A 12881-nucleotide genomic window follows, 5' to 3' on the forward strand; every position below is an offset into this window, starting at 1 on the left:
TATGGCATAGAAGAAGAGGGAGGACATCATACCTCCCTCTTCTTCTAAAAAGGTTGGACTTTGATATTCTCTTCCCCGAGAATCTTTGCCACTTGCTGATGAAGCTGAGGTGAAAAATCGATGGTGTTCTCATGAGGGGTTAAGCGAGCGCACCATTCCCCATTACAGACCTCGATTTCGTAGAGATCATGCCCTTTGTCGGCACGACGCAGGCAGGCATGCAGATCCTGCACCTTTATTTTGGCGTCGGAGATGGCGACTTCATCTCCTCCCCAGGAATGCAGCGTGAACCAGATCAGATGCCGCTGGCGATTCATTTCCTTCTCCACAGCCTGGAGTGGCTCGATCTTGTTGCAGAGGACGTTGACTTCGTCACGCTGCTCTCGATACTGGGTCTCGCCAGTCAGGAGCACCACCTTGTCTTCCTCGATGTATTCTTTAAAGGTCTCATAGTCACGAGGAAAGACAGTGACCACTATGCCGCCCTGAGCATCTTCGAGGGTGAAACTGCACATCATATCGCCCTTTTTGGTGCTAAAGGCTCGAATGTTGGTGATGACGCCTCCCAGCATAACCGTCCCTTTCCCGACCTCTGCACCTTTTTCCAGCAATTCTGTGGTGCTATGTGTGACGCGCCCATCAAACAGGTGCGCCAGATAGGTCAGTGGGTGAGGCGAAATATAGACGCCGATGAACTCCTTCTCCCAGTCCAGGAGCTGTTTGCGTGAGATCTCCGTTGCCTCTGAAAGAGAAAAGGCAAGCGCCGCCGGGGCAGACGCAAGATCTTTAAAGAGACTAAAGACTTCTCGTTCTCGCGCCTGGCGCTCTCGTTTGCCGTAGGTGATTGCTGTCTCAACTGAGGCCAGAAGCCGATGGCGCTTCCCTTCTCCCTCGATAGAATCCAGGGCGCCCGCCTTAATAAGATTTTCAATCACACCTTTTCCCACCGTGACGCGAACACAGAAATCGACGAGCGAGGTGAATGGTCCCCCGTCGGCACGCGCACGTAGAATCTCTGTGATTGGCCCTTCACCGATGCCTTTGATGGCAAGCAAGCCAAAGCGAATATTGCCCTCTTCGACCGAGAAACCAAGCTCGCTGGTATTGACGTCGGGACCCAGCACTTTGACACCCATTTTGTGGGCTTCGGCAATAAAGACGGCGACCTGCTTCGAGTCACCCGCATCAGCCGTGAGGGCCGCCGCCATATACTCCGCTGGATAGTTCGCCTTCAGATAGGCGGTATAGTAGGCGACCACACCATAACTTGCGGCATGTGCCTTGTTGAAGCCGTAGCCGCCAAAGGGCAAGACGAGAGTAAAGAGCTTTTCTGCATCTGCCGCCTTCATGCCATTATTGACGCAGCCCTGAATAAAATCGCCTTTGTACCCCTCGACTTCATCCATCTTCTTTTTGCTCAGGGCTTTACGGAACTTGTTCACTTTGCCCCAGGAGAAGCCTGCCAGGTTGTTGGCGATCTGGAGCACCTGGTCCTGATAGACAATGACGCCATAGGACTCGGCAAGCCATTCCGAAAGGCGTGGGTCGAGATATGTGACCTTCTTGCGCCCATGTTTACAGGCCACAAACTCCGGGATACTATCCATGGGTCCAGGACGATAGAGAGCCACCATGGCCATGATGTCTTCGATACATGTCGGCTTGAGTTGCTTAAGATATTCGCGCATCTTTGCTGACTCAAGCTGGAAGACTGCAATGGCATCGCCATGCGAGAGCATGGCAAAGGCTTTCTCTCTCTTCTCACTCAAGACAGGGTTGGGGGTTGGGTCAACAGGAATCTGCTCTAGAAGCAGTTCTTCCCCCTGCGTCCTGGCGACAAACGCGAGGGCCTCTCTGAGCACAGAGAGGTTGGCAAGCCCCAGGAAATCATACTTAATAAGTCCCAAATTGTCTTCCAGCCACTTATGCTCGTAGCCACAGACCAGGGGGGTCGTAGGATCTTTGGGATCTTTGCGCGAAAGAGGCACAATCTCGTTGAGTGGCCTGGCCGAGAGCAGAACACCCGCTGCATGAACGCCAGTCGAGCGATTGAGGCCCTCCAACTGGCGAGCAAACTCAATGATTTCACGCACCTCTCCATTCTGACTGTAGAGAGCATTGAGTTCAGACACCTCATCCAACGAACTCTGGAGCGTTACCTTTGGTCCTGTCGGGATCAGGCGCGTGATCCGTTCTCCAAGCTCCGTCTTGCCGAGAGCGCGAGCCACATCCTTAACTGATCCTTTGGCAGCCAGAGTGTTAAAGGTCACCATCTGAGCCGTCTTCTCCAGCCCATAGCGCTGCATGGTATAGTTGATCACTTCTTCACGCCTGGAATCAGGGTAGTCCATGTCGATATCGGGCATATCATTGCGTTCAGGATTCATAAAGCGCTCAAAGAGCAGGCCATAGCGCAATGGATCAACGTTGGTAATCCCCAGACAATAGGCAATGAGGCTTCCCGCAGCCGATCCCCTGGCCAGGCAGGTGATGCCATGATCGCGAGCGTAGTTCGTCACATCCTGCTGGATCAGAAAATAACTGGCAAAACCTTTCTGCTTGATGATGCTAAACTCATAGTCAATCTGCTCCTGCACGCGGGTGCTGACCTCCCCAAAGCGCCATCTTGCTCCTTTTTGACAGAGATCATAGAGGTAGTCGTCGGGAGAGGAGAAACCAGCAGGTATATCGAAGATGGGTAGCCCGGCCTTCTTTGCGGTGGGATCGATCTGGCACCGTTCGGCAAGTGCCACAGTATTGCGCAACACTTCAGGGATGTCGGGATAGAGGAGGGCCATCTCCTGTGGAGATTTCAGGAAATATTCATCAGAGTCAAAGCGGAAGCGGTCCGGGTCATCATAGCGATTGTTCATCTGGATGCAGAGAAAGAGGTCATGGGCCTTTGCTTGCGCTTTGTTGACATAATGGAGGTCATTGGTCAGAATGGCAGGCATGTGCATGTCCTGGTAGATCTGATAGAGACCGGCATTGCATGCGTCTTGTGGAGAACCTTTCCCATAATGCTGTTGGAACTCTAAATAAAAATTCTCGGGACCAAAGACATCCTGGTACCAGCGAACCGCCTGTTGCGCTGCCTCCATATCCTGCTTCTCCACCAGGAGTTCGGGAATTTCTCCGCCCAGACAGGAAGACGTCGCGATCAGCCCCTCGGCATGGGCCTGGAGCATTTTCTTATCAATACGAGGTTTGCCATAGTAGAGGCCCTGCGTAAACCCCAGCGTGGTGAGCTTCATGAGGTTTTCGTACCCGGCCTGGGATCGAGCGAGAAGTACCAGATGCCAGTAGGCATTGCTCTTCTTGGGTTTGTAGTTGACATCTTCAACCAAATAGGCCTCCATGCCAATTACTGGATGGATGTCCTGTTTCTGGCACTCCAGATAAAACTCCATGGCACCATACATCGCACCATGATCGGTGATCGCCAGGTGTTCCATACTCAATGCCCTGGCTTGCTTCACCAGGGTTGGAATGCGGCTGAGACCATCAAGCAAGGAATATTCAGTATGCACATGTAAGTGCGCAAAATCGCTCGCCATCGTACACATCGCTCCTCAGCAAAATACTTACAGGCATTATAACAAATGTTCCTTTTGCCTTTCCCAAAGCTCTTTCGCTGAGAAACGCGGGAATGGGAGCGCGTGGACCAGAGAAAACCAGTCACAAAAAGAGGCAAGAGATCTCATCTTCTTTTACCAGAAATGCCTAAATGTCCCACTCCCGTCCCATTCCCGTCCCACTTTTGTCCCAGGCATAATAGTAGACTTAAAGAGATAACAGGTGAAATCCAAAAGAATGCACAAGGAGGTGAAGAAAGCAGTATTTCAGAAAACATCAACGGCACAGCTCAAAGCAAACGCAAGACAGCACCAGCACGAGAGCTTGCCCTTCATGTCTGCAAGAGAACATTCTGGATGTCTACCGTTCAGCATCTTGTACGTTCTTACTCATGCGAAAAGAAAGGAAGATCGGCGATGAACCCGGTAACGATTGTTGCTCCCTCTGGGAAAGAGTATCATTCTTCTGATGTCGCCACCATTCGTGCGCAACGGCATAGTTCTCTGGGGATGCAGTTTATCGGAATTACGCCTCTGGCAAACGGAGCGGTCAGTGACAAAAATTCGACCAGCTCTAACGAGGAGACCTCCAATGACGGATCGAGTAAACTTGATCCCGTCTATGATGATGACTAGCGCAAGGAAGGTAGGCACATGATTTTCATTCTCTCACGAGATGGTGATTCGCATGTGCGGCGCGTGGTGACCGAGCTTGATCGGCTCGGTCACCCGTGGTACCGCTTCGATCCGTTCGACATCCTGGACCAGATGCAGGTGACCATCTTCCCAGGGGAGTTGCAGAGGAGTTCTCTTCGTTTTCCCAATGGCACGACCCTCTACCTGGATGAAATTACCAGCGTGTGGAATCGCCGCCCCTCCCCTATAGAAGTACCAAAGGAGCGCACTGATCTGCTCGCACTGGAAAAGACCTTCATCGAGCGAGAAGGAAAGGCTGGCGTGTGGGGAACACTGCGCGCGCTCCCAGCATTCTGGGTAAATCATCCCGATGCGGTGAGCGCCTCGTCCTACAAGATTCGTCAGCTTGAAGTGGCAAGCGCCCTTCAGTTCTCAGTCCCTCACTCCATCGTGACCAATGTGCCAGAGCGTCTGCGCTCCTTCTACAAGGAGCACCAGGGGCGTATTATCTATAAGCTCATGGGATATCCAGCATACGAGGACGGTGCTGGAATTCCCCTCTCAACACATACAAGCCTCGTGCCACCAGAGCTAATCGAGCAGGCAGAACGTGTTTCGACCACCACCCATTTCTTTCAGGAGTACATTGACAAGCAGTATGATATTCGCGTGGTCATCATGGGCGAGCAGGTGTTTGCCACCGAGATCCATGCCCATTCTGAAGAAACACATATTGATTTCCGCATCGATTACAGCCATCTGACCTATCGTGTCCATCAGCTACCAGCAGAAATCGAGCAGCAACTTCTCGCACTCAATGCGTTCTATGGACTTCACTTTTCCGCGATTGACCTGGTGCGAGATCATGAAGGGAAATACTATTTCTTGGAATTAAACCCTTCAGGGCAATTTGCCTGGTTGGAGGAGCCAACAGGTATTCCACTTCACACCCACCTGGCGCAATTATTGATACAGGAAAAGAAGGAGCAATACGCCGCCTATGAGACAGCAAACATCCATTCAGCATCGTGAACAACTGGTAAAAAACATAGAGGCTTCGCTTGGACATCATCTCACGCCAATCGTTCGCGACGCTTTCCTGGTTATTCCTCGCGAGAATTTTGTCAACCAATACTATCGACAACGCGGCAATGAACTTGTCTGGGATACAATTCTCGATCCAACACTCGAAGAGGTCTATCAAGACCGTCCTCTGGTGACGAGACTTGATACCCGTAAGATGCCGAGCAGTTCTAGCTCTCAACCCTCTATCATGGCAGCGCAACTGGAGGCACTCGCGCTCGCTCCTGGGCAACGTGTTCTGGAAGTTGGCGCTGGCACAGGCTATAATGCCGCCCTTATGGCGCATATGGTCGAGCAGATAGGGACGATAATCAGCGTGGATATCGCTGAGGACCTGGTGCAGCGTGCAATAGATCGGCTCACACAGACTGGGATTACCAATGTGCATGCGCTCACTGCGGATGGCTATCAGGGATATGCCGAGTATGCACCCTATGATCGGTTGTTAGCGACGTGCGGTGTCCCAGCCATTCCGTCTTTTTGGCTACAACAACTTCGTGAGGGAGGCATCTTGATTGCCAATGTGCTCCTTCCTCTGGCGAGTCTCTTTGTACGCGTTGAGAAGGTAGGAGAAGTTGGTATTGGATCCCTACTACCTATTCAAGCCAGCTATATGAGGCTCATCGGCCCTCATAGCGTTGACCCATTTCCCAGATTCAACTGGAAGCAGTTGTCGACCTTGCCTAAGAAGGTCCTCCAGCTTGATGAGGATCTAGAAGCTCTTCTGGAGAGGTCAAATGGGTTTGCCGTTCTCTTGCACAGTTTCTGTCCCGCACTTACGAAGAGGTATCGCCGTCAACCTGACCAGCAGGAGAATACCTTTTCTCTCTACCTGATCTCTCAGCCACAACAGGAAACCATCATTCACATCCACAAAGACCAACTCACCATCTACGGACAGGATGAACCATTTCTAAGTAACATCCAGATCTGTCTCCAGGTCTATCATCATCTGGGTAATCCACAGGTTGAAGACTATACCCTCTCACTTAGCGAGACATCTATGACAATCAGCCGGAATAGGCAGGAGTTCCCACTGTCTCAGAGCACGGATCAACGTCTTCTTTCCTGAAAAATGTGAGCAGATGCAAGGAGAAATTGCATGAATAGACCACGTTTAGCAGATGGCATGGAGCCTCCACGTGGAATAGGGTTCGTGTAGTTAACAAGCCACAATTGAATGCTTTTGATACAGAGCCGCGCACAGGGGAAGTAGGTATGAGCGAGGGGTTTAACGGTGATCCTGGGTACAATGCTCTATTGAGAATCAAATCTATGTTTATTCCCCAAACTGGAAGCATCCTCGCAGGGAACCCATAGGAGGAAGCTTGTGGTTTGATACTGACAAACTGGAGAAAGCATAGTGATAGGGAGCCTAGAGCAAGACCAATTAACTGCAATCTGTGTGAGTGTGTCCTCTCTGAATCCAATGGGTATTATTATCCTGGATGTGGGTATGTAAAGCCTGTGCACTGTGCAATAATATGAAATGTATGCCAATGTTTTGGTGTCCCATCGGCAGTCGTACCATCTCTCTCCACTTCTCTGAAGGCACGGAGAGAAAGACCTCGGAGGAAGGCTCTGGCTTGCTCACAGGTTACAAAGGTGAGCGATGAACCTGGCCTATGCCACTCATCATTCACACCGAAGAAGTGCCCTGTAAAAATACCACCAGTCCGTAGGGATGCGCAAAGGTGGGTAAATACCTCCTCGAAGATGGTTGGCTGCTGGAAGGGAAGCGACCATTGTGCGGCAATCAGATCGTAGGTCGAAGGGATAAATTCAAACTGCTCAAACGTCGCAAGTACCTAATGTACCTGCTCTGGCCAGAGCGGAGCAAGATAGAAAAAGGCTCCTTCATCCTTATCGATAGCAGTAACATGAAAACCGTGCTTCACAAGAAACTTCGTATCTCGTCCAGCACCACAGCCAAGATCGAGGGCGCGTCTCCTCGTTGAAGGCAGCGAAACTGCTTGGATGAGGAGTGGTGAAGGTGCATTATCTTGTCATTTGCCAGATAAAAAGGGTCTTCCGCTCGTTTGGTGCTGCTCGGTTGATAAGATAGGCATCGTTTTGGAAGAGATATACCAAGTTCGTATCACTTGAAAAAAGCGGCCTTCTTATTTGATATTCAAATGGTCAATACTGTTCCTGTTCGTGAAGTGCCACTCTCCTTCTAGATAGGAGATCTCATAAATACTGGTTGCATTGATGGGAAAAAACCGCTCTTTATTACTCCATACCATATTGTTCAAAAAATAACAGAGAATATTGATTACTCCACCATGGGTGACAACAATAGTATCTGGAGGGATTTGCCGTGTCAGCATCTTTTCACACAAGCATTTGAAGGGTTGTGTGATACGTTGGAAGAACTGCCTGGGGCTCTCTCCATGAGGATAGGGCTCATCCATCTGTAAGGAGGAGGCAAAAAGTCCCGGATACAATTGCTCTGCGAGATGATTGGGCATACCAGCAAGCTCACCATTATTCATCTCACGCCAAAGAGATGAGCTCTGGATGGGTAACTCCATTTCCTGTGCAATATATTCCGCCGTCTCCCATGCGCGCCTCAAGTCACTACTGATGAGTAAACTCAGTGGTTGCCAAGAATCGCGCAGGTGTTTTGCAAGCAGTTGGCTCTGCATTTTTCCCTCATCTGTTAATCCGCGTTGGCTCCAGCCTCCACGATAACCACGTTCATCTTGTCCATGCCTGACTAGCACTATTCTCATCTTTGAATCCTTTCGTGAAGTGCCGTCTCATACATCTCTTCTACAGAGCATGAAGGACACGCTGGCGGAGCAAGGCAAAGTCTGCTCTGCCAAACATCATGCGTTTCATCAATTTTACCTTGTTCACTTTCCCCTCAACAAGACCATTGCTGTGAGGCAAGGTGAGACCTGCAAGGACGGCTGCTTTGTCTTTCTCAATGCTCTGCACGAATCCTTGCAGTTCAGGAATCCCACTGGCTCTTACCTGATCGAGCCAATCATGAAGACGCTCTCCTTCAAGCTGACGAATCATACGCATGAATTGCTGAGCTAATGCATACATAGTGCCAGCCGTTGGGCTTGCTTGGCAAATAGCTGCTACCTCTTTTTGCTCTTTCTCGTCAAGGTCAGATGGGTCACGAACAAACAACCAGACCGCTTCTCGTGCTTGAAAATGCTGCAAGAGGCTCTCAGGCACTTCCTTGCATTGCTTCATTGTTCTCTGTATGCGTTTTGAATAGTCGGGAAGTGTTTCCACAAAACGATGTACTGTCCTGTACGACCCTCTGTATCCTTTGGTCTGGAGTGCTTGCCACAACTGAACACTATTCTGACACCCATTTTTCCAGAGTTCATAGGCTGTAGCTGCATACGGATCAAAGCAACTGCTTCTCTTGCGACGCGGCTTGCTATGAGGAATGCCTTGTAGGAGCCATCGTTCCACAGTTCGCGCTGCCATACCCATACGACGAGCGATTTCTTTCTTTGGCAACCCCTGGCGGTGCAGTTCTTGCAGTTGACGATACCGATCTTGCCTTTCTTCCTGCCGAGCTATCCTTACCTGTTGAGCCTCATGCTCAACAGCAGGACGCCAGTCATCGGCGGGAGGCGCCTGCTCATCTGATTGATCTGAAGGCCGCTCTGCAGGCTGAGTTACCTGACAAATTTCGGCACGGCGTTTGGCCAGGAACGCTTCGACACGTGTGGCTAAATTCTGTGCCAGATGGAATCTATCGGCGACCTGCCTAGCTTGAGGCGCTCCCATTCGTGCCGCAGCAGCATATTCTCCTCCTCGGTCACGGCTGACGATGTCAATCTCAGGATGTGCCTGCATCCAAGCTGCAGACGTTTCCGTCGTTCGGTCTGGGAGGAGATCAATAATCTTACGAGTTTCTAAATCAACAAGAATGGTGCCGAATTTTTGACCTCGGCGGAAACTCCAGTCGTCAATACCCAAATGTGATACATGCTCTGGCGGGCAGGTAGGAAGAGCCATAATGCGACGAAGGATCGTCGTGGGTGAGGTCTGAATCCCCAGATGAGGAGCAAAGCGTGCGCCTAACTCTCCACATGTGGCCAGACCAATGACCTGAATTGTTTCGCTCAGCCGACTCGTCATGCGAGCCCAGGGTTTGATGAAGGGCGCAAGCCGCTCTACAAAGACCCGACGAGGGCAATCAGAGGTTTCGCAGCGAAATTTGCGAACATGGAGGATCAGCTGAACTTGGCAACCTCCACAAGGCACATCTGCAACTAGGCGTGTGTAGTAACTGCGTACGCGTGTTGCTGCATAAGCACACAGAGGACAGAGGCTACTTTTTGCCGTTGTGACAATATGAATGGTCAGAGCAGTGTCAGCCACTGTTGTTGAGATAACTTCTAGCCCATCAGGAAGAGAAAGCAATGAAGAGACTTCCCTTTGCATCTGATCATCTTTCTGCAAAATTATTTCTTCCTGTAGAACGATTTATTTACGCGAATATACGAGCAAGCGAGCAGCACTAAACGAGCGGAAGACCCTATTTCTTGGCATTACTGCCAAATATATTGGTGGAGGATAAAAATGCAACGAATAATTGATTCTCTGAGGTTGAAAACAGAAGAATGAGATGCTTCGCCAGGTTACATAGCATAGCTTGCTTGTCTGTATTTCGCAAAATCGCCGCCAAATTATTTGGCACTCGTCATTTTTTATCGGTTCTTACACACTCTCTGTGATAAGCTCTTCTATCAAAGAGCAAAAGATCTGGGCCTGAGCTTGAAAACGGCGATAAGTCAGAGAGATAAGCTCATCATTCACCGAGAATGTGTAAGAACCACTCTACACGTTTATTACCATCTGGCCTGTCTGTTCTGTTAGCCATGCTATTCCTAGAGTCATAGATCGGGGGGAGTGTCGAGGCCTCATTCAAAGAGGGCGGAAGGCTTGGAGATGGTTTGGGGGGAGGACGTAGGAGTGAAGTCTCTCACGATCAAGACGTTTGACACCACCATGCCATACAGCTATACTGCCGTGAAAAATACGTGCAACAAGGGAAAAAGGGATATGATGCAACTCTTCTACGAAACAGGGACGTCGGCTGTTGATGAACCGCTTGTCAGCACTATCCAGCGCTATGAGCGTGTTTTCTCAGGGCGTGTGCGCGGTTACTATCTTCTCGGTAGCTACGCTGATCGCTGTCCCGTGGTTGGTAGCGATATTGATATGTACATCCTGTTTCGGGAAGCATTTGTCGCGCCAGAGGAGATCGTACGTGCCCAAGAACTTGCGCATGTCTGCGCGCAGATGAGTACGCTGCGGCTTGAAATCAAGCTCTGTTGTGAGCAAGAACTGGCTGAAGGCAACGAGCAGAGTATCATGCGTGTGGCCTTGAAGCAAAACAGTGTGTTGCTCTATGGAAGCGATACGCGCCCAACTATGGAGCTACCAACGAGAGAGACCTACACCCGTGACGCGACTGATGCCGTACTTGATTTCTTATTTCGCCTGCATCATCAGGACTATCTGACGTATCCTCTCACCTATCCGCAAGCAGGGAATGAGTTCTATGGGTATGAGCACTTGGTCAAGCTGCCTGCACATGTGGCAAGCATTCACGCCTCTCCCGAGGATGCCGATAACACGTATTACGCCACGCGGGAGCTTGTAGAGTGTGCCTGCCGCATGGCAACCGCCTTGCTGGCTCTCCAGACCGATTGCTATGTTGGTGCCAAGCGCGAGAGCGTAGGAAGCTATCAGAAGATGATCGGTGGCGAATGGAGTCCCTTCCTCCTAGAGATGTTTGAGAAGGGAAAGCTCCAGTGGGGATATGGTCTGCCCAAAGGCAGTGCCCAACGAACTGAATTACGCGTTCTTTGTGGCCAGATGCTTCCCTTTGAGAATCACTACTTGCGTCACTATCGCGCCTATCTCTTGAGGCAAGCGAGAAGCGCGGAGAGCACTAGCCGTCAGTTCGCGTTTGAGCGTTTTGCCATAGTTCATTATGATGATGACGAGGTGTATGCAGTGTTGATGTCGCAAAGATGATAAAAACACAAACAGGGAGATTTCGATGCCGAAAATAGTGTTGAACCGAAGAGTGGCTCTTACACAATTTAGGTGAGGGATGAGCTTATTTTTGAAAGCTCCTCGCGTTTTTGAGCACAAAGAATTGCTTCTCATTGTTCTATTGATGTGCTTATCACCTAAATTGTGTAAGAGCGTTTTTATCTGACAGATAACAACCAGTCGGGTTCCTTCATCGTAGAGGATACATCACTGTCTCTCGACGCGATGAATGGGTTGCCTGGACCATTGGTGAAGTGGTAGTACAGGTACCCAGCCGTGTTCACTTTGTATAAAACCGCATACCATATACGTTAAGAATGGGGATGTGTCGGAGTGGTGTTCACTTTCCCGGTGTTCACTTTCCCAACCTCAAACATCGTTCCCAGAGGGAGTGAAATCGAATGACTCTTTTGTTCATTACAGGAAATAAAGACAAACTGCGAGAGGTTCAGACACTGATTCCTGATGTTCAAGGTCTCGATCTGGACCTGCCCGAAATTCAAGAAATTGATCCACACAAGGTCATTGCCGCAAAACTGGTCGAGGCGCGAAAGCACCACTCTGGTGTTTTTCTCGTGGAGGATACCTCGCTTTCGCTCGACGGCATGGGGGGGCTACCAGGCCCCTTCATCCGATGGTTCATCACATCAATTGGCGTCGGGGGAGTCTATGCTCTCACCAGGACATTTGGGGCGAGAGCTACGGCTCGAACGATCTTCGGCTATGCTGATGAAAACGACAATATGCTCTTTTTTGAAGGTTCCCTTGGTGGGCTGGTCGTACCACCACGCGGCACAGATGGCTTTGGTTGGGATTCTGTATTTCAGCCAGATCATTTTTCAAAAACGTTTGCCGAAATGAGCCCAGCAGAAAAGAATCTCTGCAGTATGCGCAAAAAAGCGGTGGCTGGTTTACAACGGTACCTTGAAACTCAGCATGCTTCTGTACCGAATACGTAATCCCATCTTCATGAAAGAACCAGAGGATGTGTGGGCAGCGGGGCTTTCCGAAATTTGGTTTCTTCCTGATGCCACTTCGAGAAACCGGCGCGCCATCGGTGCCAGGAGCAGATGATTCAAGGAGAACAGCCTTGTCTCATCTCTTTCAGAGTCGTTTGGTTCGCCGTAATCCTGGCGTTCCCGCATACGAATGGGTTCGCACAGGCTTCATGACTGGTCGATACAATTCCTCAGGATCGATACCCAGGCGTGCGGCGTTTGCCTCAACAAGGGCGAGCTGGGTAACCAGATGCTTGTTGCGCTCTTCCGCCAGCTTGAGTTCTTCGTCGAGCTTGCTGATGCGTTCCATGGGGGAATGAGGAGATAGCTTCTTTGAAACTTGCTTCGCGTTTTGCCGTTGATGGTTGGCGGCCTCACGGATAAGCTCCTGGAGTTGATACTTGTACAAGGTCGTTGGGCTCACGCCCAGTACCTTTGCGACGCTTCTGCCATCTAACGGATAGTCCTCTGGTTGCTGCTTTTCGGCAGTGGCCAGGTAGGCGCGAAGCGCTTTTGTGAGTTCTTCTTGCTGGCTCTTTCGTGGCAT

11 protein-coding genes are annotated in these 12881 nt (G+C 50.4%); 6 read left to right on the forward strand and 5 right to left on the reverse strand.

From position 1 onward, the window contains the following. Nucleotides 1-44: 44 nt before the first annotated feature. Nucleotides 45-3557 carry a DNA polymerase III subunit alpha gene (gene dnaE / locus KTE_RS24190; protein WP_201385510.1) on the reverse strand — a complete coding sequence of 1171 codons (3513 nt, stop codon included), beginning with the start codon at nucleotides 3555-3557 and terminating at the stop codon, nucleotides 45-47. Nucleotides 3558-3992: 435 nt separating this feature from the next. Between dnaE and KTE_RS24195 the strand changes: the two genes are divergently transcribed. Genes KTE_RS24195 through KTE_RS24205 form a run of 3 tightly spaced genes read left to right on the forward strand, consistent with a single transcriptional unit; the run spans nucleotide 3993 to nucleotide 6366 of the window. Further along, nucleotides 3993-4211 carry a hypothetical protein gene (locus KTE_RS24195; protein WP_201385512.1) on the forward strand — a complete coding sequence of 73 codons (219 nt, stop codon included), beginning with the start codon at nucleotides 3993-3995 and terminating at the stop codon, nucleotides 4209-4211. Between the two features lie 18 nt (nucleotides 4212-4229). Then, nucleotides 4230-5243: a hypothetical protein gene (locus KTE_RS24200; protein WP_201385514.1), complete on the forward strand. Its 1014-nt coding sequence runs from the start codon at nucleotides 4230-4232 to the stop codon at nucleotides 5241-5243. Next, a complete protein-coding gene (locus KTE_RS24205) occupies nucleotides 5212-6366 on the forward strand; it encodes a protein-L-isoaspartate O-methyltransferase (protein WP_201385516.1) in 1155 nt (384 codons plus the stop codon). Before KTE_RS24200 ends, KTE_RS24205 begins: the two co-directional genes overlap by 32 nt. Nucleotides 6367-7102: 736 nt before the next feature. On the opposite strand, the gene KTE_RS49700 is transcribed toward KTE_RS24205, so the two are convergent. The 3 genes from KTE_RS49700 to KTE_RS24220 all read right to left on the reverse strand — a co-directional run bounded on the left by KTE_RS49700 (nucleotide 7103) and on the right by KTE_RS24220 (nucleotide 9731). Next, nucleotides 7103-7192: a hypothetical protein gene (locus KTE_RS49700; RefSeq protein WP_374226786.1), complete on the reverse strand. Its 90-nt coding sequence runs from the start codon at nucleotides 7190-7192 to the stop codon at nucleotides 7103-7105. Between the two features lie 222 nt (nucleotides 7193-7414). Continuing rightward, the gene (locus KTE_RS24215; protein WP_201385517.1) at nucleotides 7415-8029 is read right to left on the reverse strand and encodes a histidine phosphatase family protein; all 615 of its coding nucleotides are present in this window, start codon (nucleotides 8027-8029) and stop codon (nucleotides 7415-7417) included. A gap of 40 nt (nucleotides 8030-8069) precedes the next feature. Further along, nucleotides 8070-9731 (reverse strand): ISL3 family transposase, encoded by a 1662-nt coding sequence (locus KTE_RS24220; RefSeq protein WP_236600546.1) that lies wholly within the window; start codon nucleotides 9729-9731, stop codon nucleotides 8070-8072. A gap of 603 nt (nucleotides 9732-10334) precedes the next feature. Here KTE_RS24220 and KTE_RS24225 point away from each other — a divergent pair. From KTE_RS24225 to KTE_RS24235, 3 genes are all read left to right on the forward strand, one after another. Next, nucleotides 10335-11315 carry a hypothetical protein gene (locus tag KTE_RS24225; protein ID WP_201385519.1) on the forward strand — a complete coding sequence of 327 codons (981 nt, stop codon included), beginning with the start codon at nucleotides 10335-10337 and terminating at the stop codon, nucleotides 11313-11315. A gap of 213 nt (nucleotides 11316-11528) precedes the next feature. Beyond that, complete coding sequence (locus tag KTE_RS49705; protein ID WP_374226823.1) at nucleotides 11529-11597, forward strand: hypothetical protein; 69 nt, start codon at nucleotides 11529-11531, stop codon at nucleotides 11595-11597. 140 nt (nucleotides 11598-11737) lie between these two features. Then, nucleotides 11738-12295: a non-canonical purine NTP pyrophosphatase gene (locus KTE_RS24235; protein WP_201385521.1), complete on the forward strand. Its 558-nt coding sequence runs from the start codon at nucleotides 11738-11740 to the stop codon at nucleotides 12293-12295. A 145-nt stretch (nucleotides 12296-12440) separates the two neighbouring features. Here KTE_RS24235 and KTE_RS24240 read toward each other — a convergent pair whose 3' ends face one another. Further along, nucleotides 12441-12881, reverse strand: a complete 441-nt coding sequence (locus KTE_RS24240) for a hypothetical protein (RefSeq protein ID WP_201385523.1) — start codon at nucleotides 12879-12881, stop codon at nucleotides 12441-12443.

This window comes from Ktedonobacter sp. SOSP1-85, from assembly GCF_016587415.1.
Taxonomy (GTDB): domain Bacteria; phylum Chloroflexota; class Ktedonobacteria; order Ktedonobacterales; family Ktedonobacteraceae; genus Ktedonobacter.